The sequence below is a fragment of the Arthrobacter senegalensis genome (assembly GCF_059091765.1).
On record NZ_JBNHGZ010000002.1, the window covers coordinates 801,451 to 825,321 of the forward strand.

At 61.4% G+C, this 23,871-nt stretch carries 18 protein-coding genes and 2 pseudogenes; 14 read left to right on the forward strand and 6 right to left on the reverse strand.

Annotated features, from left to right (window positions below):
* The first annotated feature begins 4 nt into the window (after nucleotides 1–4).
* Both AC5RVG_RS09130 and AC5RVG_RS09135 read left to right on the forward strand, forming a co-directional pair.
* The gene (locus AC5RVG_RS09130; RefSeq protein WP_494013591.1) at nucleotides 5–985 is read left to right on the forward strand and encodes an ABC transporter permease; all 981 of its coding nucleotides are present in this window, start codon (nucleotides 5–7) and stop codon (nucleotides 983–985) included.
* A gap of 72 nt (nucleotides 986–1,057) precedes the next feature.
* Nucleotides 1,058–1,882: an SDR family NAD(P)-dependent oxidoreductase gene (locus AC5RVG_RS09135; protein WP_494013592.1), complete on the forward strand. Its 825-nt coding sequence runs from the start codon at nucleotides 1,058–1,060 to the stop codon at nucleotides 1,880–1,882.
* A gap of 1,137 nt (nucleotides 1,883–3,019) precedes the next feature.
* Here AC5RVG_RS09135 and AC5RVG_RS09140 read toward each other — a convergent pair.
* Nucleotides 3,020–3,745 (reverse strand): TetR/AcrR family transcriptional regulator, encoded by a 726-nt coding sequence (locus tag AC5RVG_RS09140; RefSeq protein WP_494013593.1) that lies wholly within the window; start codon nucleotides 3,743–3,745, stop codon nucleotides 3,020–3,022.
* 583 nt (nucleotides 3,746–4,328) lie between these two features.
* On the opposite strand from AC5RVG_RS09140, the pseudogene AC5RVG_RS09145 reads away from it, so the two are divergent.
* A pseudogene (locus AC5RVG_RS09145) lies at nucleotides 4,329–5,566 on the forward strand (IS110 family RNA-guided transposase).
* Between the two features lie 490 nt (nucleotides 5,567–6,056).
* On the opposite strand, the gene AC5RVG_RS09150 reads toward AC5RVG_RS09145, so the two are convergent.
* The 3 genes from AC5RVG_RS09150 to AC5RVG_RS09160 form a co-directional block, all read right to left on the reverse strand.
* Complete coding sequence (locus AC5RVG_RS09150) at nucleotides 6,057–6,479, reverse strand: nuclear transport factor 2 family protein (RefSeq protein WP_494013594.1); 423 nt, start codon at nucleotides 6,477–6,479, stop codon at nucleotides 6,057–6,059.
* Nucleotides 6,480–6,552: 73 nt separating this feature from the next.
* A complete protein-coding gene (locus AC5RVG_RS09155) occupies nucleotides 6,553–7,188 on the reverse strand; it encodes a TetR/AcrR family transcriptional regulator (RefSeq protein ID WP_494013595.1) in 636 nt (211 codons plus the stop codon).
* Nucleotides 7,189–7,264: 76 nt separating this feature from the next.
* Entirely contained in the window at nucleotides 7,265–8,872 is a 1,608-nt protein-coding gene (locus AC5RVG_RS09160) for a class I adenylate-forming enzyme family protein (RefSeq protein WP_494013596.1), read from the reverse strand.
* Nucleotides 8,873–8,969: 97 nt separating this feature from the next.
* Here AC5RVG_RS09160 and AC5RVG_RS09165 point away from each other — a divergent pair, with 97 nt between their 5' ends.
* From AC5RVG_RS09165 to AC5RVG_RS09205, 9 genes and pseudogenes are all read left to right on the forward strand, one after another.
* Nucleotides 8,970–9,752, forward strand: a complete 783-nt coding sequence (locus AC5RVG_RS09165; protein WP_494013597.1) for an enoyl-CoA hydratase-related protein — start codon at nucleotides 8,970–8,972, stop codon at nucleotides 9,750–9,752.
* Between the two features lie 127 nt (nucleotides 9,753–9,879).
* Nucleotides 9,880–11,958 (forward strand): hydantoinase/oxoprolinase family protein, encoded by a 2,079-nt coding sequence (locus AC5RVG_RS09170; RefSeq protein ID WP_494013598.1) that lies wholly within the window; start codon nucleotides 9,880–9,882, stop codon nucleotides 11,956–11,958.
* A complete protein-coding gene (locus AC5RVG_RS09175; protein WP_494013599.1) occupies nucleotides 11,955–13,724 on the forward strand; it encodes a hydantoinase B/oxoprolinase family protein in 1,770 nt (589 codons plus the stop codon). The genes AC5RVG_RS09170 and AC5RVG_RS09175 overlap by 4 nt, the downstream gene beginning before the upstream one ends.
* Before the next feature lie 82 nt (nucleotides 13,725–13,806).
* Entirely contained in the window at nucleotides 13,807–14,955 is a 1,149-nt protein-coding gene (locus tag AC5RVG_RS09180; RefSeq protein WP_494013600.1) for a saccharopine dehydrogenase family protein, read from the forward strand.
* A 72-nt stretch (nucleotides 14,956–15,027) separates the two neighbouring features.
* The gene (locus tag AC5RVG_RS09185) at nucleotides 15,028–16,023 is read left to right on the forward strand and encodes a beta-keto acid cleavage family enzyme (RefSeq protein ID WP_494013601.1); all 996 of its coding nucleotides are present in this window, start codon (nucleotides 15,028–15,030) and stop codon (nucleotides 16,021–16,023) included.
* Nucleotides 16,020–17,024 (forward strand): NADPH:quinone oxidoreductase family protein, encoded by a 1,005-nt coding sequence (locus AC5RVG_RS09190; protein ID WP_494013602.1) that lies wholly within the window; start codon nucleotides 16,020–16,022, stop codon nucleotides 17,022–17,024. Before AC5RVG_RS09185 ends, AC5RVG_RS09190 begins: the two co-directional genes overlap by 4 nt.
* A 9-nt stretch (nucleotides 17,025–17,033) precedes the next feature.
* Nucleotides 17,034–17,795 (forward strand): SDR family NAD(P)-dependent oxidoreductase, encoded by a 762-nt coding sequence (locus AC5RVG_RS09195; RefSeq protein WP_494013603.1) that lies wholly within the window; start codon nucleotides 17,034–17,036, stop codon nucleotides 17,793–17,795.
* Nucleotides 17,796–17,860: 65 nt separating this feature from the next.
* Entirely contained in the window at nucleotides 17,861–19,033 is a 1,173-nt protein-coding gene (locus tag AC5RVG_RS09200) for an MFS transporter (protein WP_494013604.1), read from the forward strand.
* 364 nt (nucleotides 19,034–19,397) lie between these two features.
* Nucleotides 19,398–20,003: pseudogene (locus AC5RVG_RS09205) on the forward strand (ATP-binding protein).
* A 252-nt stretch (nucleotides 20,004–20,255) separates the two neighbouring features.
* Here AC5RVG_RS09205 and AC5RVG_RS09210 read toward each other — a convergent pair.
* Nucleotides 20,256–20,735 (reverse strand): Mu transposase domain-containing protein, encoded by a 480-nt coding sequence (locus tag AC5RVG_RS09210; protein WP_494013605.1) that lies wholly within the window; start codon nucleotides 20,733–20,735, stop codon nucleotides 20,256–20,258.
* Nucleotides 20,736–20,808: 73 nt separating this feature from the next.
* Nucleotides 20,809–21,528, reverse strand: coding sequence for a GntR family transcriptional regulator (locus AC5RVG_RS09215; RefSeq protein WP_494013779.1), 720 nt, complete (start codon nucleotides 21,526–21,528; stop codon nucleotides 20,809–20,811).
* A 396-nt stretch (nucleotides 21,529–21,924) separates the two neighbouring features.
* Between AC5RVG_RS09215 and AC5RVG_RS09220 the strand changes: the two genes are divergently transcribed.
* Nucleotides 21,925–22,584: a fumarylacetoacetate hydrolase family protein gene (locus tag AC5RVG_RS09220; protein ID WP_494013606.1), complete on the forward strand. Its 660-nt coding sequence runs from the start codon at nucleotides 21,925–21,927 to the stop codon at nucleotides 22,582–22,584.
* The gene (locus AC5RVG_RS09225; RefSeq protein ID WP_494013607.1) at nucleotides 22,581–23,867 is read left to right on the forward strand and encodes an alpha-hydroxy acid oxidase; all 1,287 of its coding nucleotides are present in this window, start codon (nucleotides 22,581–22,583) and stop codon (nucleotides 23,865–23,867) included. Before AC5RVG_RS09220 ends, AC5RVG_RS09225 begins: the two co-directional genes overlap by 4 nt.
* Nucleotides 23,868–23,871: the final 4 nt, after the last annotated feature.

Below are 23,871 nucleotides of genomic sequence, written 5' to 3' on the forward strand. Positions count from 1 at the left end.
AAATATGACCACCACAGCCATAAGAACCACAGGGACAGGGAAGAAGCTGTCGCAGCTCGCGCTAAAGTACGGCATGGTGATCCTCCTCATCGTCCTGGTGATCGCGGCCCAGATTTCGTACCCCTCCTTTCTGAGCTTCGCGAACCTGCAAAACACGATCACCCAGAACGCCAGCATGGCCATCATCGCGGTCGGAATGACTCTGGTCATTATTGGCGGAGGATTTGACCTGTCGGTGGCGGGAACGTTCGGCATGGGTTCCGTAACTTATGCCATGCTGTATATGGCTGGGCTGCCCGTCATTGCTGCGATGCTCATCGCTATGGCGATCGGCCTGCTGGCAGGACTGTTCAATGGACTGGTCATCACCAAGCTCAAGGTGAATGCGCTCATCGCGACGCTTGCGAGTGCATCAATTTTCCTGGGCGCGGCGGCCCTCGTGTCCGGGATGCGTCCCATCATCGTTCCAGGTGGCACTCAATTCAACTTGCTCGGAGCCGGGCGGATCGGGCCGGTGTCGATAGCCTTCGTGATCGTGATTGCGCTGTTCCTGATCGGGGGCTTCGTACTAGCCAAGTCAGCCTACGGGCGGCAACTCTATGCCACCGGCGGTAATCGCGAAGCTGCTCGGCTCACGGGCCTTCCGGTCGATCGGATCACCATCACGACTTACGTCGTCACCGGTTTTCTCGCAGCGTTTGCAGCGGTCATCCTCGCGTCGAAACTCTCGGTGGGCGACTCAAGCCAGGCGCCCAACGTGGCCCTCGACGCCATCACGGCCGTGGTGCTTGGCGGCACTTCCCTTTACGGCGGAACCGGAGCCATGTGGCGAACTGCCATCGGCGTCGGGATCCTGGCCACTATGAACAACCTTTTCTCCTCCCTCGCACTGCCTTCGCCGGCACAGGACCTCATCAAGGGTGCGGTGCTCATCGCTGCCGTTTCGTTCGAGGTTCTCGTTCGTCGGCGGACGAGTGCCCCCTAGCCCTTCACCATTGCGGAACTATTTGACCCATCGACCCCAGTAGAGCAATCGACCCCAATAGAAGGAGATACGTTGCAGACCAATGTTGGCTCACGCTTGCAAGGACGTAATGCCATCGTGACCGGTGCCGGGCAAGGAATCGGGCGGTCGATCGCCATTCGACTGGCTGCCGAGGGTGCGCATGTCTCCCTCGTCGGAAGGACACTCTCCGCGCTGAAGGAGACCGCACGAGAGATCGAAGATGGAGGAGGTCAGGCGACACCGGCAGATCTGAGCATCTCCGCGGAGGAGGACGTTTATCCGTTCGTCGACTCGCTTGTCGAAGAGCGGGGAACAGTCGACATCCTGGTGAACAATGCGGCGATCTTCGACGAGCCGCCCTTCCTCGAATCCAGTCCCAAAGCCTTTCGGGCGATTCTCGAAACCAACGTCACAGGCACCATGATTATGTCCCATGCTGTCGCTCAACACATGGCGAAGGCCAGGAGCGGATCCATAATCCACATTTCCTCGATCGATGCTTTCGGTGCCGACGGCCCCTATCCCACCTATGTCTCCAGCAAAGCTGCGGTCTCAGGCCTCGCCCGGGCCATGACGATGGAGTTGGGGCCTCTCGGAGTGCGGGTGAATACCGTCGCGCCCGGTTTTGTTAACACTGATATGTTTCATAAGACAGCGACACCGACAGTTCTCGATCACGTCCTCAACGACTTCACACGTGTGCCGCTGCGCAGGCTCGTTGAGCCCGAGGAGATTGCCGCTGCGGTTGCATTTCTTGCTTCTGATGACGCTTCGGCGATCTCGGGAATCGATCTAGTAGTAGACGGTGGGGTGATCTCGAACCTCTACATCTACGAAACGCTGCCGGAGTCCCCGACTCCGCTCGGTGGCGCTTAACCCGTGTAACAAATGACTTCTGCAGATGCTCAGAATTACGCCACCCGGGAGCCGGGAGGAGAGCCGTCGGCCTAGGTGTGTCGAGTCATTCGTATTCATCGGCGGAAGCCAACGTCACGGTTCGACCGACCTCGTGATTTCAGCGTTATAGACACTGGTACGTCTCATCCCCAGCGAGGTGTTTCTATTAGCGCAGATGGATGGTGAAACTGCTACTAAAGCGGGGCTTCGGCACTCGGCATCGGTGAGGCGCCGAGAACAAACTCCGGTGCTCACCGATACGCACCTCGTCATATGTAAACCCGCACCAGTCATTCAATAACAATCCACACTACGCCGGATCGCTCGGTAGAGCCTGATAAGAAGGCTGCTGAGATCCGAATTTCAGTCACATAGAAGACCTACTTGAATACGTGCTAAATGGCTCCGTGCGAGGGCGTTTGGGAATTCCCGGTCAGTCGTTGGCGAAGACAAGCACAAGCGGACTTACAACTGGTTATGTAGGGGCGAGCTTAGCTCGTGGTTCCTGAGGCACCGCGGCGGTATCTGGGAATAACGCAATGGTGGCGTCCGCTGCCCGCCTGTCGGGTGATAAGTAAGCGGCCATGAATGCTGCGTGCAGGCGATAATCGAAACACCCTCCAATGAGGAGTGGCAACCCAAACCCACTTGGTGCTACCCATCTTTCGGTGACCTCGAGTGAATGTCCGAACTGCAGAGGGTGCGAAAGCCGGTGGTCCACATCCCGCCTGCTGGCCGCCAGCGATGAGAGGTGCCTATCGTGGACGGCCGCTTACGGCCGCGCACGGACGCTTGATTCACTGCTGGAAACCATCGATGCCCATCTCGAGCCGACCCGCAAACCAAAAGGCCAGATTCAACAGCGGGCCGCGTGCCGGCGGCTATCCGACGCCCTGTGGTAGTCGCCGGCACCGGAGCCGCCGCTATCGTCGTACGTTGACTGGTCGCACAGCTGCTGGCCCTGCGCACCCAGCGCAATGAAGTCTCCGCCAAGGGCGAAGCCCTCGTGGAGACCCACCCTCTTCACCCGGTCCTGACCTCGATGTCCGGCATGCAGTCCGATGCCGGTTTTGCAACTGACTTAGGATGACCTCGTGCCTCGACTGAGAGCGCGGGTCAGACCGCGGACGATTGGACAGGAGGCTGCTGCTCCACCGCGGTCGGCCCTGAACCCGCTTCCCGGGAGAACGGGGAGCGGGATGCCCCCACCATATTCCTGACGAGGCCTTCGTACCGGTTGGCGACCGCAGCCACGGACATTTCGCCCTCGGGATCGAACCAGGTGAATACATAATCGCATAACGTGATGATGGCGAATGCGGTTGTTGTAACGTCGTCCACCCGCATGACACCTCGGTCTTTGCCGGCCTGTAGGACTTCCCTGACCTCGCGCACATACTCGCGCTGCATCTTGAAGACGGGTGCCAGGCGATCGCGGGGGAGTCCGTAAGACTCGCCCTTATATGTCATCGTCAGGTCGAAGGCGCGGGAAGAGCCCAACTGCTGGAGCTGCCAGGAAACGTGGGCACGCACTATTTGACCCAATTTGAGGACGGGCTCTTCCTCGGTTATCGACGCTCGAACGTGATCCAAAAAGGCCTTCATGGCAGCGTCGAAGACGGACGCGTAAAGGTCATCCTTTGAGGGGAAGTACCAGTAGATGGCCGGTGCAGAGACTCCCAGCTCCTGGCCCAGAGCCTTCAGGCTGGTCCCGGCATACCCATTTTTCAGGAACATCTGCAGGGCTACCTTCATGACCCTTTCCCGGCTGATTGCATCACCGCTACCCGCTGAGCGTTTGCTCCCAGCGCCGGTCTTGCCGGCGGTTCCAGTCAAAACCATCCTAGAATCCTTAATAGTTAGCGGCCTACAGCTTGGCGGCCCCTGTCCACTGGGCCACGTTCGGCGATCGTTTATGCCTCACCATGAGCTTAACGCCCATCCAAGGGTCCGCACCATGCGGAGCATGGCCAAATACGATGTCTGAGCACGAGGCCGTCGCTGGTGGCAAGATCGCAGGGGCAGGGGCAGGGGCGTGGTGAAGGCGGTCATCCACAGGCAGCGTCGCCAGAAACCCCACTTGCACGTGCAACGGCCGGCCGTCGTTCCGCCAACCTGGGTTTGGGAGTTCTTGCCCAACAGCCAGTGCAAGAATGCTTCGATATCGTGCTGGCGGGTTCGGGCGAGCTCTGCGCACGGCGTGCTGCCCCCGTTACCTTCTTCGTAAGCCCTGAATAGTAAGAATCAGGGTTGCTGGCCTGTCGGCCCCGGCATGATGTCTGCCCCCAGTCGTTCATGATCCGGGGGGTGTTGTCACCGGGGTCCGATAGGCGCCAGAGGATCACTGATGGGGACAAGACCAGCCGAAGCTTAGACCATGGCAGGTCGGCCGTAACGTGGATGCCGAACTCTGCCGCCGCAGGACATGCCAGCACTCGTACTGGATTTGATCTCTGGAGGCGGCGTGATCAAAGAACACCATCTTGTTGATGTCTTTATTGGTGTTGACGTGGGCAAGAGCAACCATCACGCGGTGGCGCTGGACCGCGACGGCAAGAAACTGCTGGACAAGGCGCTGCCCCAGGACGAGGTGAAACTGCGTGAAATCATCGCTTCCCTCGCCCGGCACGGGACTTTGCTGTTGGTGGTCGATCAGCCAGCCACGATCGGTGCCCTGCCGGTCGCCGTGGCCCAGGCCGAAGGCGTCATGGTCGGCTATCTGCCCGGTCTGGCGATGCGCCGCATCGCGGACCTGCACCCGGGTGAGGCGAAAACCGATGCGCGGGACGCGGCGATCATCGCCGAGGCTGCCCGGACCATGCCCCACACCCTGCGCGCCATCGCCTTAGCCGATGAGCAGGCTGAGGAACTGTCGATGCTCTGCGGCTTCGACGATGACCTGGCGCAACAGGCCACGGCTGCTTCGAACCGGATCCGTGGCCTGCTCACCCAAATCCACCCGGCGTTGGAGAGGGTGATCGGACCGCATCTGGACCATCCGGCGATGGCCGAACTGCTGATCAAATACCCGACCCCGGATGCCCTGCGAAAGGCCGGTCAGGCCCGCGTGACCGCACTGCTGGGCAAGTTTGCTCCGCGGGCCGGCAAGCGCTGGGCGGCCGAGGTGTTCACGGCATTGAGTGAGCAGACGGTTGTGGTATCCGGCACCGGTGCCGCAGGCATCGTATTGCCGCAGCTCGCTGCCCAACTCGTGCACTTGCGAAGTTCCCGTGCCCAGGTGCTGGCCCGGGTTGAAGAACTCGTAAAGGCCCACCCTCTTCACCTCGTCCTGACCTCCGTGCCGGCGGTCGGCGTCAGGACGGAAGCACGGATAATCACCGAGATCGTCGGCAAGGAATTCGCCTCCGCAGGACATCTGGCCTCCTACTCCGGATTCGCGCCGGTGACTTGGAGATCGGGTACTTCGATCCGCGGCGACCATCCGTCGAAGAAGGGAAACAAAGTCCTCAAACGTGCCTTGTTCCTCTCCGCGTTCGCGGCGCTCAAGGACCGGTTTCACGCGCCTACTACGACCGGAAACGCGCCGAGGGGAGACGACACAACCAAGCCCTGATTGCTCTCGCCAGGCGCCGCTGCGATGTCCTCTTCGCCATGCTCCGCGACATGACGCTCTACGAAACACCCCAGCTCAAGGCAGCCTGACCCCTTGACGAACAACATAGGGACACCCCCCGCATTCCTTGCACCGCCTCCAGGGCGATCCGGTAGTTGTTGTTTTCGTTCGTTTAGGCGTCGCGCAGAAAGCCCAAGCATCCGGATAATCTAGCGCGCTGCACAAAAAAGGACGCGGAGTATGTCGAACCGGATTTGGTCGCGCCACTACGGGAAGCAGGCGCCACCGGAACACAATATTGGTTATACAGTCACTAGCTCGAAGGACTACGAGCCGTTCAGTTCAGGGACGCCGCGGAACGAGTAACGAGCCGGCAATGAATCCGTGGAATCCCTCTCAGGACTCGAGTTCTTCCTGCTGTATAGCTAACTCAAGGTTTGGACGATATTGATCTCCACGAGGTTCATACGATGGTGCAATCACTGTGCTGCGTGCGGAGTAGCACAGGATGACAGGAATTGACCTCCACGCCGTGTGCTGCTCGCGGAGGATACTGCCACTCCTTCACGGCATGAACGTTCAGCTCAAGTCGCCGAAGAATGCTTCGACTTCAGGCTGGTTCATATCGGCGAAAAAGCATTCGACGATTTTCCGGCCTTCCCATTTATAGAAGCCGAGGCGCTTCGTCACGACTTCCTTGTCCCCCTTGCCCCAGACTTCGTGCACGAGCATCAGAACTCCATCCTCACCAATGAGGAGGACATTGTCCTTCTCATCTTCGGCTTCGCCACCAACCTGCCACCGGTCGACATAAGAATTTACGCGTCCGATCCAATTTTCGACAAAGTCCTTTTTGCCTCGGTAGACGCCGGAAAGCGGACCTCCGCCACCCATGTGAACGATGACGTCGTCGGAGTAAAAGTCCATGCCGGCTTCTTGATCTCCCCGCCCCCAAGCCTCGTGGTACTCCTCGAGAAGCTTGTGCATGTTTTCCGTGTTCATGAGACCTCCTGTGAATACATTGGACGGTCGAACTGAAATGAGGTATCGACCGCAGTGGATGTAATGAGTTTCGCTATCGAGTTGTGCCGACCATATTGCGGACCAAAGCGACGAGCAGCTCGGCGACCTCGGTGCTACTCAGCTTTCCGTTGGGGTTGAACCACGAGTACACGTATTCGCATAGCGTGATGACGCCGAATGCGGTGACATTCACGTTGTCGAAGTGGAACTGGCCACAGTCCCGCCCATCCTGCAGAATTTGACGGATTTGATCGCGGTACTTGATTTGCAGATCGCGGACGACCTCGAGTCTGTCAAGGGGAACTTCGTCGGCCTGAGCTCTGCTGAGGTTGAAGGTACGGGCGGCGTCGGACTGAACCAGCTGCCAGGTGACATGAGCCCGGACCAGCTGCTCCAGGCGGGTGGACGGGTCGTCGGCAGTCGCCGCAGACTGAACAAATGTGGTGAAATCCCGCATCGAAGTTTCAATAACCTCCACATACAGGTCTTCCTTCGACGAGAAGTACCAGTAGATGGCCGGAGCCGATACACCGAGCTCAACGGCCAATGCTTTCATGCTGGTCCCCGAATAGCCGTATCGGAGGAACATCTGTGTCGCCACTTCCATGACACGCTCGCGGCCGACGTTCCCTCTGCCTTTGGCGGGCCTCTTGGTCAGAACGCCATTCAACTCGGTGCTCGTGCTCAATTCCTATGCCTATCTTGGGTTGGTGGCGGTGACGACTGTCCCCCGTAATGCATACACGTTGTCATGATGTTCCGGGTCATGCCCGTCCGTGTTGTCCCACGTGCGTGGACTCTCGATCACGCTGGTTTGCCGTGCTCGCGAAGAGCGCGGCGACGGCGCGCCGGTCGACTTTCCCGCTCGCGGTGCGAGGCAAGGGGGTCTGCGCGAAGACACGTTCGGGCACCGCGTAATCGGGCAGCTGTTCCCGAAGTTGTTCAAGCGCGGATTGCTCGTCGAAAACAAGACCTGGACGTTCCTCGATTGCGGCGAATACACGATTCTGAAGAATTGAGTCCGCTACGGCAAAGACGCATCCGAGAGCCACTTCGGGGATGGTCGCGAGGAGCCCCTCGATGTGGGCCGGCAGGACCTTCTCGCCGCCTCGGTTGATGACGTCGTCGACCCTGCCTTCGAAGTAGTAGAGGTCTCCTTCGGCTCTGGCGAGGTCGCCGGTGCGCAGCCAGCCGTCAACTATTTTTGAGGTTGTGAGCTGGGGCTGCTGCCAGTAACCGAGCATGACGGTCGGTCCCTTCGCCCAGAGTTCGCCGACCTCGCCCGGCGGGACGTCGTTTCCGTCGTCCCCGACAATTCGAATCGAGGTGAAGGGGACAGGCATGCCAATCGATTCACCGAAATCGCGCGCAAGCTGCGGTGGCAGGAAGGAGATCGCCGAGCCGTACTCCGACAGTCCGTACCCGTGGTAAAGCTGGATCTGCGGCCAGCGCGACAAATACTCTTCGATCCACGTGTGCGGCATGGGCGATCCGCCGTAGAGCAGAATCCTCAGGTGCGACAGGGCTTGGTCGGCACCATCCGCCAGCATAATGAGTCGGTGGATGCTGGGCACGGCCGCGAGGTAGGTCACCGGGCGGCCAATCAACGCCTGGACGGCGAGTGCGGTCCGAAACTTCTTCAACAGATCGGTTCGGCCCCCGACGAGCAGCATGTGCCCGAGTTGGTCGATGAATCCAGTGTTGTGGAACATGGGGACGACCACCAGCGTGGAGTCCTCCTGGGTGGTGTGCATGACGCGGACGAAGGCCCACGACGCCTCGGCCAGCGCCCGCTGAGAGAGGGTGGCTCCCTTCGGGCGCCCGGTCGTGCCCGAAGTGAAACTGATGAGGGCGGGCGCGTCCGGCTGAAGGGCGATCTCTTCGGTGTCAGCCTGTGACGGAAGTTCGTGGAACAGGTCCTGAACAGGCACACCTGCCACCCGGCTGACAATCTCTGAGTGGTCGTCGTCGTGGAGTACGAGGGCAGCTTCCAGCAGTTTCGCCTGATCGGCGAACTGAGCCGGATTGAGACGGTTATTAGCGGGAGCAACGACAGCACCCAGCCCGATCACCGCGAGGTAATGGATCACCCACGGAACGGAGTTGTGGCCGACGATAACGACCCGATCGCCCGATTTGACGCCTCGTTCCCGTAGCCACGTCCTGCATTGCCCTACCCGCAGCGAAAGATCGGCCCATGTGAGTTGATGGTCGCCTTGGGTGAGCGCGATCCGCTCGGGGGCCTCACGCGCCCAGTGAGCAAGCGCGTCGCAGAGGGTGGCGAACGGGAGCGGCCGGCTGCTGAATCCTGAGGGATGCACGTAAATTCTCTCCTCATTGAGTGTTGCGGTCCAAGGGTTGGCCCTGGACACTTAATTACTATTAAGTAATCTAAGGATGAAGCGCGTAGAGGTCAAGAGCTAAACGCGGGATGACGCGGGAAGAGTTCCAGCCAGAAAGGATTTACTGATGAAGACAGGCGTGCTAACCGAGGTTGTCGACCAGATCCTCGTGGTCACCATCGACCGGCCCAAAGCGAACGCGATCAGCGCGGCCACCAGCGCGGCGCTCTACGAGGCCTTCTCGGAGCTGGAGGCGCGCGAGGACCTGCGGGTGGGAATCGTCACCGGAGCAGGGAAGCGTTTCTTCAGTGCCGGCTGGGATCTGAAGGCGGCGGCCGACGGCGAGGACCATGACGCCGACCAGGGGGCCGGGGGGTTCGCGGGGCTGACGGAGAACTTCGACCTTACGAAGCCGGTCATCGCCGCGGTCAATGGTTCCGCCTACGGGGGCGGTGTCGAGCTGATGCTGGCCAGTCACATGGCGGTCGCATCAGAATCCGCTGTCTTCGCTTTTCCTGAGGTCGGCCTCGGCATCCTCCCGGACGCGGGCGGGCTGACCCGGCTTCCCGCTTCGGTCCCGCGGGCGGTCGCCCTGGAACTGCTGCTCACGGGCCGGCGTTTCGGCGCAGAAGAAGCCTTGCAATGGGGCCTGGTCAATCGACTCGTCCCTGCCGAACGCGTGCTCGAGGAAGCCATCGCGCTTGCCCGGGAGATCTGCCGGGCTGCACCACTCGCGGTGGCGGCCGTGATCGAAACCGTGTCGGTGACTCGGGGCATGAGCGAGCGGGCGGCGTTTGCTGCCTTGCAAGCCGACGTGAAATCCGTGCGGCGTGCCCTTCAATCGGAGGACGCGCAGGAGGGCCCGCGGGCGTTCGCTGAGGGGCGCTCCCCCCAATGGCGCGGCCGCTAGACCTGAAAGCAGTCAGCTAAATTGAAAAGACGTTAAATAACCCTTGACAGCCCCTTACTTAACGTTAAAGAATGAGTTCGAACGGCGCCTGCGCCACACCAAGTGTTGGATTACAAGGGAGTAGCCAATGAGCTATCAGATCTCCGCCGATACCGGCGGAACCTTCATCGACGTCGTTGTAGAAGGAGGTCCCGAGCCGGTCATCGGCAAGGCCCTGACCACTCACGACCGGGTCTTCAAGGGACTCTCCCAGGCACTGGATTTCGCCTCTGAGCAGCTGGGGCTCACCTCGGAGCAGCTCGTCGCCGAGGCCGACCTGTTCATCTACGGAACCACGCGGGCCACCAACGCGATCGTGACGCGGAATGTCGCCAAGACGTTCCTGCTCACCACCGCTGGTTTCGAAGAAACCCTCGTGCTGAAGGAGGGCGGCAAGCAGGACGGGTACGACTATTCGAAGTCCTACCCCGATCCCTACATTCCGCGGCGACAGACATTCGGCGTCCGGGAAAGGATTGATTCAGAGGGCCGTGTTCTTCAGGAACTCGACGAGCAACACTTGCGTGGTGTCATCCAACGGATCCTTGACCAGGATGCGGAAGCGATCGCGGTGTCCTTGCTGTGGTCGGTGGTGAACCCTTCCCACGAGCGGCGGGTCGCGGAGCTGATCGCGGAAGTGGCCCCGGAACTTCCGGTCACCTTATCGCACGAGATCGCGCCGATCATCCGTGAATACCGGCGCACCTCGGCAGCCGCCATCGATGCGTCGCTCAAACCGCTGATGCAGCGTCACTTCAAGGAACTCGAGAAGGATCTGCGCAATTTCGGCTACCACGGCGAGATTCTAGTGTCGACGAGTCTCGGCGGAGTCATGAGCATCGACGAGATCATCAAGAGCCCCATCCATGCGGCCCGCAGCGGCCCCTCCATGGCACCGCTCGCCGGAATCCTGTACTCGAAGCTCGAGGGGCTCGGCTCGGACATGATCGTCGCCGACACCGGCGGGACGACCTTCGACGTCGGCATTTCCCGAGACGGCGGTGTGGTGAAGACGCGGGACACCTGGCTCGGACCCCAGTGGGAAGGCGACCTTCTCGGGATCTCCTCGGTGGATATTCGTTCCCTGGGCGCCGGGGGCGGCTCGATCGCGCATATCGACGCCGGCGGCCTGCTGCGCGTGGGTCCCCAGTCGGCCGGGTCCGAACCCGGACCAGTATGCTACGGGTTGGGCGGCACCGAGCCCACGGTCTCGGATGCGGCATGCGTGCTCGGTTACTTCGACCCCGACTACTTCCTCGGCGGGCGCATGCAGCTCGACGCAGCGGCAGCACGCGCCGCCGTAGGCAGGCTCGCGGACAAGCTGGGCGTAGGCGTAGAAGAGGCCGCCTGGGGGATCATCACCTTGGCGAGCCAGGAGATGGTGAAGGCGGTGCACGAAATCACCGTCTCGCAGGGCCTCGACCCGAAAGAAAGCACCCTGGTCGCCGGCGGCGGAGCGGCAGGAATCAACATCATGCTCATCGCCGAGGAGCTCGGGTCGGAGCGCGCGGTCCTGCCAAAAATGGCGTCGGCGCTTTCCGCATCGGGCATGCACTTCGCCGACATCGTCAAGGAAGAGTCCGCTGCGCTCATCACTTCAGCCAGCCGGTTCGATGCCGGACAGGTGAATCAGGTGCTGGAGGACCTGGACGAGCGGCTCCGGAAGTTTTCGCAGCGCTTCACGGACCGGTACCCGAAATTCAGCATCGAGTACGGCGTGGAGGCCCGTTACCAGAGCCAAATCTGGACCATCGACCTTCCACTGCAGTGCGATCGCATTAGGTCGAACGAAGATTTCGAGCAGCTGATCGAAGATTTCCATGACCTGCATGATCGCATCTTCGCTGTTCGGGACACCGGTTCGGACATCGAGTTCCTGAACTGGATCGCGCGGGTCACGATCGAGGTCCCCAAGCGGACGCCAACCGTGGAACCTGTCGAGAGTCAGGCCGCTTCGACGCCGCTGCGCCGCGAATGTTACTTCGGGGAGATCGGGCGCGTCTCGACACCGATCTACAAGCCCCAGCACCTGGTTCCCGGTGCAGAGATCACGGGGCCGGCGATCATCGAGGAACCCACGACAACATTGGTGGTCTATCCGGGCATGGCCGCCCGGGTTTCCGGCACCGGAAACTATTTGCTGCAGATCAAGGAGGTCTCGGCATGACCGAGCAGAAGTTTGATTCGATCCGTACCGCGGTGCTGGCAAATGGCATCGACGGCATTGTCCGCGAAATGACCAACACGCTTCTGCGATCGGCCCGCTCCGCGGTCATCAATGGTGCCCGGGATTTCTCCTGCGCCATTCTTTCGCACGACAACGACTTGTTGGCTGCCGCCGAGGGCATCCCTGTGCACATCTTCGGGGCCCAACTGCAGGGGGCGGCAATGGTCGAAGCCCACCCTCAACTGCGGGAGGGCGACGCCTTCCTCGACAACAACCCCTACGTAGGCAACTCCCACGCCGCTGACCACACGATTCTCGTGCCGGTGTTTATCGACGGCGAGCACATGTTCACCGCCGTGGCGAAGGCACATCAGGCAGATACTGGGAATTCCATTCCGACGACTTACCATGCCTCCGCCAAGGATGTGTACGAGGAAGGCGCCCTGATCTTCCCCGTAGTAAAGGTGCAGTCGGACTACGAGAACATCGAGGATGTCATCCGGATGTGCCAGGCGCGTATCCGGGTCCCGTCCCAGTGGTACGGCGACTTCCTCGCGGAGCTCGGAGCAGCCCGGGTCGCCGAGCGGCGACTGAAGGAATTCGTCGCCAAGCACGGCGCCGCCGCTGTAAAACAGTTCATTAAGGACTGGCTCAACTACTCTGAAACCCTGACCAAAGCGGCGATCGAGGATCTCCCCGAGGCGGAGCTATACAACACCGGCCGCCACGACGCCTTTGAGCCCTACCTGCCCGACGGCCTCGATTTCAACGTCAGGATCAAGATCAAGCCGGACGAAGGCATGATCTACGTCGACCTGACGGAGAACGGCCCGAATGTCGACTGCGGCCTCAACCTGACCGAGGCCACGACGCGGGGTGCGGTGTTCGGTGGCATTTTCAACGCGATTCCGCAGAGAATCCCGAAGAACTCCGGAACCTTTCGGCGCATCCACATCGATATGAATGAGGGATCCGCCGTCGGCAAGCCGAAGTTCCCGCACAGCTGTTCGGTGGCAACCACCAATGTCGCCGACCGCCTCATCAACTGCGTGGGAGCAGCATTTGCGCAGCTCGGAGCACCCTATGGGGTCGCTGAAGGAGCCGTTGGTGTCGGCGCGGGATTCGCGGTACTGTCCGGAACGGACAACCGGACCAGTGAGGCATTCGTCAATCAGCTGGTCGTCACCGCCAACGGGGGTCCGGGAAGCTCGCGCGCGGACGGTTGGGTCAATTGGCAGGTCCCGTGTACCGGGGGGTTGATGTATCGAGACTCAATCGAGATCGACGAGATCAAGATGCCCATTGTCTTCAAGTACCTGAAGTTCCGTCCTGACACGGCCGGGGCAGGCAAGTACCGGGGCGGCCCCGCCTTCGAATACGCGTACACGCCGAAGGACGACCCGATCACCGTGATCTACCCGTGCGATGGGCAGGTAGAGCCTCCGAAGGGGGTACTCGGCGGCCAGGACGGCTTGGTGGCGGAAACCTGGTTGGAGCACCCGAACGGAAAGCGCGAAAAGCTTCCCAACACCGCCGCCTTCCTGCTGGAGCGCGGGCAGGCTGTCATCGGCGTTGATGCTTCCGGGGGCGGCTACGGTTCGCCGCTCGAACGGGATCCGGAGCTCGTGCTGAAGGACGTGCTCGAACTCTGGGAGACACCGGAACGCGCAGCCGAGGTTTACGGCGTCGTGATCGTGCAGTCGCCCGATGGGCCGGTCGTTGACCAGGAGGCCACCGCGCGCCTTCGGGAGCCGAGCCGGGTCTAGACAATTTCTGCCGCGCCCCGGTGGTGCGGCTCGATAACTGAAACGGGCGGACCGCTCGAAGAATGCAAAGGAACGTGAAGACGTGTCGAAGAAAACCATTGCCGTGCTTGGCGCCGGCGGTGCCCAGGCCTCAGGGGTACTTCGTGGACTCGGTCGTGCACCCGAGGAGCTGCGCATCCTGGCATGCGACCGGCAGTTCCACTCGCCCGAAAGCATTCGGGCAGGAGCCCAGGAGGTCGAACTGATCGAGTTCGATCTGGTCGCCGACCCCACCCGGCTTCGGGAGGTGCTGGCCTCCGTGGACCTGGTGGTGAACTGCACCGGCCCGTACTACACGCTGGGACCGATCATTCTCGACGCCGCCATCGCAGCCGGCACCGATTACGTGGACATCTGCGACGACGCCGATGCGACCGAACTCCTGCTCGAGCGTTCGGAGGCAGCAACGGCTGCCGGCGTTACTGCCCTCGTAGGAATGGGATCCGCTCCGGGGACCACGAACGTGCTCGTCCGTCTCGCGCTCGATGCACTTCCCTCGGGTGACGCAGAGGTCGAGATAGCCTGGTGCGTCGATGCGAACGACATGGTGGGTGCTGTCGTCCCCCACTTCGTGCATTCCTTCAGGACGGCGATCCCCGAGTTGGGCGAGTCGCCGGACTGGGAGGTCCTCCAACCCCGCAGGGTGGCCTTCCCCGACCCGATCGGGGAGCAGCTGGTGTTGACGCTGAGCCACCCCGAGGTGCTGACCCTGCCTCAGTTCACGCGGGTGAAAAAGGTAGTCAACCGCGGCGGCCTGATTCCCAACGAATTCACCCATCTGGGATGGGTACTGTCGAGGCTGCCCGAGGACGACAATCGGAGCCGCGTAATTTCAAACAGCTTCAAGTCCATCCTGGACCAGTACGCGGGTCGGGAGTCAGTTGGGTCGGGACTCATTGTTGACGTGCGCGTCGGCGCCGACGGCATCACGTTTATGTCGGGCGGCAAGATGAGCCAGGACGACGCGACCGGTACCCCGGCAGCTGCTGGGGCGCTGATGTCCCTCGATGGCAACGTCCCCGGTCCTGGCGTTGTCTCCCCTGAAGTCTTGAGGCCGGCCGACTTTTTCACCCGGTTGCGGGATGTCTCCGCCGGCGGCGGCGGTATGACCGCATACCGCACTCGCGACGGGGACGTGACCGAGCGTGCCAGGATCCGGGATCTTCTTGCAGCCGAAGAACTGACCGCATAACCGTCCGTTGCGGCGCCCACGCCGCGTCGACGGACCCCAAACAGAGAACACAAGCACAATTGGAGAACAAACATGTCTAACATCGACTGGAACCGAGTTCAAGACGGCTTTGCGCGGGAGCGCGAGAAGATGCTTTGGCGTCCGTACGGCATCCCGACCGTGCTCGACCTGGAGCACTCCGCCTTCCACGATGCACCGATTTCCGAGCCCTGGGATGTTCCCGAGAAGCTTGCGGTGACGGTAGCGATCACCGGCGCGTTCTTCCGGCACGACCAGAACCCCCATCAGCCCATCACCCCGCAAGAAATTCTCCAATCTGCACGTGAGGCCGCTTCCGCAGGCGCGAGCTCGATCCACATTCACGTCCGCGACGACGACGGCTATAACACCCTGTCACCGGAGCGCTTCTCGGAAGTCATCGAACCACTCAAGGATGAATTCCCCTCGCTGGTGGTTGACGGATGTTTGGTCCCCGCGCTCTCCGGCGAGTGGGACAAGATGAAGAAGGTCCTCGATTCCCGGATCCTCGACGGCGCACCGATCAACACGACCGCTACATACATCGGTGATTCGCTCTTCGTGAAGCAGGCCCCGCTCATGATCGAGAAGGTGCGGCTCATCAATGAGTCGGGCGCCGTGCCGGAGATCGCCGTCTACACCGACGCCGACATCTCCAACGCGGACCGCTTCCTGTTCAAGAGCGGCCTCATCAAGTCCCCTGCGGTCTGGTTGATCGTTCCCGCGCTCCCGGGCTGCAGCCCCATGGACAATCCTCGCCAGATGATCGAGGGCCTCACCCGCATGGTCTCGGCCATCCGCGACGTCGATCCAGAGGCCTTCATCATGGTGACGGCCGCCGGCCGGGCTTCCACTTGGCTGGTAACCCTCGCAGCGCTCATGGGGCTGCACATTCGCGTGGGCATGGAAGACACCTACTACAAGTGGCCGCACCGCGAAGACCGGATCGGGAGCAACCTCGAGGCGCTCGAGCTGGGCAAAATGATCTCGGCAGTGACCGGCAGGCCCATCGCCACCCATGACGAATACAGAAAGATGATTGGGCTTTGAGTCCCGAGACCATGCGAGCCGTAACCCTTTCCCGGCTGGACGGACCCGAGGCCTTCGAGGTAAGCAAGGTGGCCACGCCGCCTCGAGGGCACGGGGAAGTCCTTGTCGCAGTGCAGGCGGTCGCCCCGGCTTTTCCCGACCTGCTCCTGTCCCGAGGCGAATACCAGGTGAAGCCCGACCTGCCGTTCAGCCCGGGCTCCGACCTCGCGGGTGTGGTGCTCGAAGCAGATGAGGACTCCGGTTTCGTGCCCGGGCAGCGAGTGGCCGGCTGCCTCCTTTACGGTGCGGCCGCCGAGGTGATATCCGTACCCGCAGGGGTGCTCTATCCCGTCCCCGACTCCGTCACGCTCGAGGCCGCCGCCGCGCTTCCCATGAACTACCTCACGGCGTACTACGCATTGATCCTCCGGGGGCAGGCAAAGTCAGGCGACTGGGTGCTCGTCACCGGTGCTTCGGGAGGAGTGGGGCTCGCGACGATCCAGGTCGCCAAAGGGATCGGATGTAACGTCATCGCGCTGGTGTCGAGCGAAAAACGCCGCGCCGTGGCTGAACAAGCGGGAGCGGATCACGTGGTTGTGCCGGAGGATCTCCCGACAAAAGTCAAGCAGATCACAGGAAACGCGCGCGTCGACGTGGCGGTCGATATGGTCGGCGGAGACGTTACCAACCTGCTGCGTGTCCTGGCTCCCCTCGGCCGGCTCATGATCGTCGGCTTCGCGTCGGGCGAAGTCCCGACCGTGAAGGTGAACCGCCTGCTGTTGAACAACACGGATGTACGGGGAGTGGATTCTGCCCGCATGCTCTTCGAGACTGGCGAGAGCCGGCCCGCGTGGGATCACCTGCTGGAGATGTACGAGGCGGGGCATGTCAGGCCGATTATCGTCGATGGCGGAGATTTCGGCGGCTACGGCGAAGCCCTGCAGCAACTCCAGGACCGTTCGGTCACAGGTCGCGTGGTTCTCACCACCGGGACTGGCTCTAGCTCACCTGAGCATGATTAAGGAACGAAAATGTCATTCGAAAACAAGGTAGTCCTCGTGACCGGCGGCGGATCCGGGATGGGCCGAGCCATGGTCACGGAGTTCGCCGCCAAGGGGGCGAAAGTCGCCGCCGCTGATATCAACCTCGAAAGTGCGCAATCCGCCGTTGAGGGAATCGACGGCGCGTTAGCCGTCAAGGTGGATATCAGCGACCCCGGCTCGGTGGCGCAAGCGGTCGCGGAGGTGCTCGGGTGGTCCGGACGGATCGACGTGCTCTGCAATAACGCGGGCATCATCGATAGTTTCAAGCCGGCGCATGAGATTTCGATCGACGAGTGGAACCGCAACATCGCAGTGAATCTCACGGGCCCGTTCCTCATGGCGCGCGAGGTGATCCCGACCATGCTCGAACAGGGCGGCGGGGCCATCATCAATACCGCGAGCCTGTCCTCCTTCAGCGCGGCCGGTGGCGGCACGGCGTACACAGCCGCCAAGCACGGGGTCCTTGGGCTTACCCGGCAGCTGACGTTTGACTACGGGCGAAAAGGAATCCGAGTCAATGCGATCTGTCCGGGGGCCACGAAGACCGGCCTCACCATGCCCGAAGGGGGGTCGGACACCCTTCCGGAAAATGAGGAAGAGATTCTGCGTACCCCGGCCGGCCGATGGTGCGAACCGGAAGAGATCGCAAAGCTCGCCGTCTATCTCGCCGGTGACGATGCGGACTTCATCCACGGCACCGCCATGGTGATCGACGGCGGCTGGCTAACGGCCGCCCGAAACCCCATCTGATAGCGGCGCGGACGGTGCGCAAGGCGGCCTCGGCGCCGAGAGAACCCAAAGTGCGTAGGCTCGGGATGTTCGTGTTCTTCGCGATCATCGGGCTCAACCTCGCGTCCTGGGTGACGAGGACCCCGGACATCCGAGACATGGTCGGGGCGAGTACCGAGCAAATGGGGCTCATCCTGTTCGGGCTCTCGGCGGGCGCGATGATCGGTATTCTCGGGCCGGGACGGCTTGTCCACCGATTGGGAACGCGGCCCATCATCGCCGGTGGGATGCTGCTCGTGGTGGTAAGCATGATGGTCATCGGCGCTGGGGCGACAATCGGCTCTGGTGTCATGGTCGCGATCGGGCTCATGCTCTTCGGCCTCGGCATGGGCGGCGGTGAGGTGGCGCTCAATGTCGAGGGCGCTGCCGTGGAACAGGCGTTGGGTAAATCGACGCTCCCCGCGATCCATGGAGCGTTCAGCATCGCGACCACTGCCGGTGCCTTGCTCGGGGTCTTCTTCAACCACCTGCAGATCTCGGTGCTCGTCCACTGCGCCGCGCTCACCGTCGCCACAGGTAGCGCACTCATATGGGCGATCCGCACGGTAGGCCCTGAGAAGGGTACTACTTTCGCGGAGCGAGAGGTACGCGGGCCCCGTGGGAGCGCGAGTCTGCTCCGCGATCGCGTACTGCTCTTAATCGGTGTCGTGATACTGGGCGGAGCCTTTGCTGAAGGGGCGGCAAACGACTGGCTCCCGCTCATCCTGGTCGACGGACACGGGTATACCGCCACCTCGGGATCATTGGCCTTCGCGGGATTCGCGGCTGCCATGGCGATCGGAAGATTTGGGGCTGCCTGGGGGATCGGGAGATTCGGCCGAGTCACAGTGGTGCGCGCGAGCACATTGGTCGGGGTGCTCGGGCTGGTCTTGGTGATCTTCGTCGACCAGGCGGCGGTCGTTGCCGTTGCCGTCTGCCTCTGGGGCCTCGGGGTTTCGGTGGCCTTCCCCGTCGCCATATCGGCGGCCGGGGAGTCCGGGCCTAATGCTGCCGCGCGCGTTTCGCTCGCCGCGACGATCGGGTACATTGCCTTTCTCGTTGGACCGCCGGTGCTCGGTTTTCTCGGGGAGCATTTCGGCTTACGGGGAGCCATGCTTCTTGTCGTCACTTTCATGACATGCGCGTTCGTAGCGGCCTCAGCCCTCCGGCTGCCGGAGAGCCGGCACAGGAATTCGGCCGGTCTCCTGTCGCGCAAGTAGTCCCCGGGGAATTCCGGCACGGCGCCCCGGCAGGATGATCGCTCTTGCAGACCTTAAGGGTGTCGCCGGTGGGCTCTTCGACGAGTACCTGAGGGTCTGCATAATCGTCGGCAGCTTCGGCCTTTGCTCCATCAGGCGGGCCGGCATCCAGTAGAAAAACGCTTCGTCGGCCGGTACATCGGAAGGTTCCGGCCACTCGTTGACCTGAATTGTCTCGGCAGCAGTCGGCGGGCCATCGGCTCCACCCAGTGCCCACGCCCAAACACTCTGTTCCAGCTGAAACGACTCACAATAGTTTGACAACCACGAGACCACGACGCTGTTCGCTGCGCTGGCGATCGCTACCGGGCGCGTCCCAGGGGCAGTGAAGGCCGAAGCATCGCCGGCAGGAGTTTCTCGCCTTCCTGCGTCAACTCGACCGCGCCTACCCCGAGCGCGATCTGCATTCGAAACCGCCTCGTCCATCCCCGCCCCGACCCAGCAGGCCCTGCGGACTCTGGAATGGATCCACCGCAAGGAAAACCTCGTCGTCTGCGGCCCGTCCTGGACCGGGAAAACGTACTTCCTCGAAGCCTCGACCAGCAAGCCGTTGAGGAAGGCATGCGCGTGGCCTGGCTCACCCTTGAAGATCTCGGAACCCTGATCCGCGCACCGCGCCGACGACACTGTCACGCACGCGGTGGCCAAGGTCCTGCGCGCCGACCTCGTCGTCATCGATGACATCGGCCTGCTGGTCGTGGCCACCGATGCCGCCGAGGGCCTCTACCGGGTCGTGGACGCCGCGTACGAAAAAAGAAGCGTGGCCGTCTCGTCGAATCTTCACCCCGCCGGCTTCGACGAGCTCATGCCCACGACCCTGGCCACCGGGACCGTGGACCGGTTGCTGCATCACGCCCACGTCTGCCAGAGACCACCGGCGACTCCGCCCCACTCACCCAGGCACTGGCCGGAAAGGGAGTCATGCCACTGAACTAACCACCGGTCCGGTGGCCAGCCATCCAGCAACCCGTCCCGCGGGCAAACCAGCTGGCCACCGCCGGGCACTTTTCACGGCCGCCAGGGGGCAGGACCCGCGGCCGCCCATGGGCAAAATTTAATGGCCGTTGAATTCGTCGAGTCCGACCAGTGCGGCCAAACTTCTCAGGGACAGCGTCTTCAGCCCGCAGGTTGCGGACAAGGGGCTCTAAGGTGGTTAGCACTCGGACCAATCGGTCATCAGCGTCTATACCAAGAACATGGAACTGTTCGGGCAGACAATAAACAACGGCATCCAGTGGCGCCCTACTATCTGGACGCTTTCCGCAGCGGCACGCTCACCGACGTCCGTCCGCGCCTGTCCTATGTCCTCGGCGGACAGATCGGCGTCGTTGCTGCGGTACTCGTTCGTCGCCCTCGTGCAGCAGCAGGGACGCTGATCAGCCGCTGTGCCCCGGTACGCCTGCAGTACCCAGTCGGTGAACCGCAGGTCAACCTTGGTACCAATGTGGGGGATGGGAACCGAGTAGTAGTTGCTGTCCCAGATCACGTGCCCGTTCATGCCCACCCTGCGACGGTGTGCCGAGGTGCTGATCTCGTAGGCCGCCGACGGCAGGGCTGTCAGCAGCGGCTGTTCCTCGGCGGCGAACACGGTTGCCTTGGACCCGAACCGCTTCTGGAACGGCTCCGCGTTGTAGGCCGCAACGCGTTCGGAGGAAAGGTCCAAAAATCACGCGGAAACTCGGGCCTAAGAGTTCGCAACGTCAAGGGACGCCTTCTAACGAGCGACTGCATGCTTCCTATGCATTTGGTGGGGGAGCAGAGGAACCGAGAGCGTCAATTGTTACGCGAAGCTTTCGCGGATCGTGCAATGGCGCCGAGAGGGACAGGTTCGAAAGCGCGACTCGACCGTAATGCCAGGCGATCTGGCGCGATGCGCTGGCACCATCGCGATTCACTGCACTATCAAATAGATCATAGTGATCCTGCTGGCTCTGCATCCAGGACATCGGACTCGCAGGCAACGTCACTGTATAGCGGTAGCGCTCGGCATGCGTCGCGAGGTCGCGGGCGCAGTCCCGAGTGCGTGCCCCCGCGTGTGTCAAAAGGATTGCATGGAATTTCTCGTGTGGCTCCCGCCAGGAATCGTACGATTCGGCCGCGATCGCGGCGTTCATTGATGCGAGCAATGCACTGAGCTGGTCGATGTCAGATTCTCCTATTTGCGGCACACTGACACGTAGCGCCGCAGACTCGACTGCAATGCGGAGCATGTAGAGGTCCTCAAGATCTGATGGGCTGAAGCTAGCCACCTTGAAGCGCTTGTTGTGCTCTGCGACGACGAGCCCCTCTTGTTCCAGCAAGCGAAATGCTTCACGCACTGGTGTCCGACTCACACCGAGTTCCTCAGAGACCATCAGTTGTGACAGTGGCTGATCCGGGGTGTACTTACCCGTTACGATCCGTTCTCTTAGAACCGCTTGGATGTTAAAAACTGTCGGTGTCGTTCTGGGTATCATGTCGCCTCCAATAAGAACTGTATTCACCTTAGCAGTTGGACCGCCAAACGTCGCGAGAATGCGTATGAGATGGCAAAAAAGTGTGCACACTTGTATTGACAAGTTCCCAGCTCTGCCCCAAAGTCGAAGTTAGGTGATTCCCAGCGCCATCGACGAGACAGAGGAGTGAACGTGAAGATCGGGAACCTACGTGGACGACTAGTTATTGTCACACCGGGTGGGGCGGTGGACGTCGAGACTGCGAGTGACGGATATTTTGACTCCGACCCACAGCGCATTTTCCAGCGTTGGGCAGATTTCAGGAACTGGGTGGAAACGGCAACTCTCACAACTGCGAGTCCTTTTGACTACCGTGAGCTCGGGCCACCAGTACCCAGGCCCTCACAGGTTTTCGCCGTGGGACTCAACTATCAGGAGCACGCGGATGAATCCGGATTCGAAGCACCGAGCGCTATTCCACCTATCTTTACAAAGTTTTCCAGCTGTATCGCAGGGCCTTATGACGAAGTTGCACTGCCTGAAGGGAACACCGATTGGGAGGTTGAATTAGTCGTAGCCGTAGGAAAATTGGCGTGGCGCATTTCTGCGAAGGATGGATGGAAACATGTCGCAGGAGTTACGGTCGGCCAAGATATCTCTGAACGTCGGCTCCAGTTTTCCATGACGCCCCCCCAGTTCAGCCTAGGCAAGTCATTCCCGGGCTTTGGACCAATCGGCCCCGTATTGGTGTCACCAGATGAGTTCGAGAATCCAGACGACTTAGCCATTACTTGCTCGGTCAATGGCACGATTATGCAGACCAGCCGAACTTCTCAAATGATTTTCTCCGTAGGACGTCTACTCGAAGCGCTCTCAGCTACGACGCCGCTCTTTCCAGGTGACCTCGTGTTCACTGGAACTCCATCCGGAGTCGGCATAGGACGAACGCCACAGCTGTACCTTGGGGCTGGCGACGAACTCGTCTCATCTGTAGAGGGAATTGGAACCTTGCGCAACAGATTTGTCATACGCACCGAGGCAGTAAACGTACCTGCACTACGGAAAGCCCTGTCATGACTAAAGTGCCCCAGAGCCAGGCCTCACCACGAAGACTTCCCCGCTGGAGGGATATCACGCCTTTCCTCGGATTCGGCTTGCCGAGTCTCGACCGGACAAAGGTCAAACTTGACCAATGCGCTGATCTACACGATCTCCGTCGCCTTGCTCAGCGGAATGTACCGAAGCCAGTCTTCGACTTCGTAGATGGTGCAGCAGGGTCGGAATCCAGCCTCACCCGAAGTCGAGACCTGTTCGCCCAAGTTGAACTGTCTCCCAGAGCCCTTCGGGACGTGAGCACCATTGACACATCGGTTGAGCTGGTCGGCGAACGATTCAACCTTCCCTTCTTCTTCGCGCCGACAGGCTTCACCCGTGCCATGCACCACGAGGGCGAGATCGCAGTAGCCCGCGCGGCCGCCGACGCCGGAATTCCCTACTCGTTGTCGACGATGGGGACCACATCGATAGAGCGAGTCGCCATGGGCGCTCCCGACAGCACCAAATGGTTTCAGCTGTACCTCATGTCAGATCGATCCTGGAGCGAGGACCTGCTTCGCCGCGCGGCGACGGCCGGATACACGACCCTCCTCGTCACCATCGATGCTCCGGTGGCCGGCAAGCGGTTGCGGGATGTTCGCAACGGTCTGTTGATGCCACCGAAGCTGACGGCGCGCACAGTACTGCCGATGGCGAAACGCCCTCGCTGGTGCCTAAACGTCCTCACGACGGAACCACTCAGGTTTGCCATGGTTGACGCAGCGTCTGAGCTTCCCGAAGCAGTCATGGCCCGCACCTTTGATCCGCGTGTCACGGTTGCCGATATCGTATGGCTTCGCAGCGTCTGGAAGGGAAAGCTGATTGTCAAGGGCGTTCAATCGGTGGAGGACGCCGTCACGTGTGCCGAGGCGGGGGCTGACGCGATCATGCTTTCCACGCACGGCGGCAGGCAGCTGGACCGCGCCCCCCTGCCGCTAGAGCTCTTGCCCCGGGTTAGGGAGCGCCTCCCGGCGGATGTCCAGATCATTATAGACGGCGGCATCATGTCCAGCACCGATATCATCGCGGCTATCGCGCTGGGCGCACAGGCTGTCGGGTTGGGCAGAGCCTATCTTTACGGTCTCATGGCGGGCGGGCAACGCGGGGTCACCAAGGCCGTCGACTTATTGGGCAATGAGCTGAAAACTATTATGAGGCTGCTGGGCTGCACGAAGCTCACCGACCTCACCCCGGAACACGTCCGAATCCGAAACACTGCGGACTGGCAGTTGGAATTGCTAGGCGCTGACAGGAACGGTGAGTAACCAT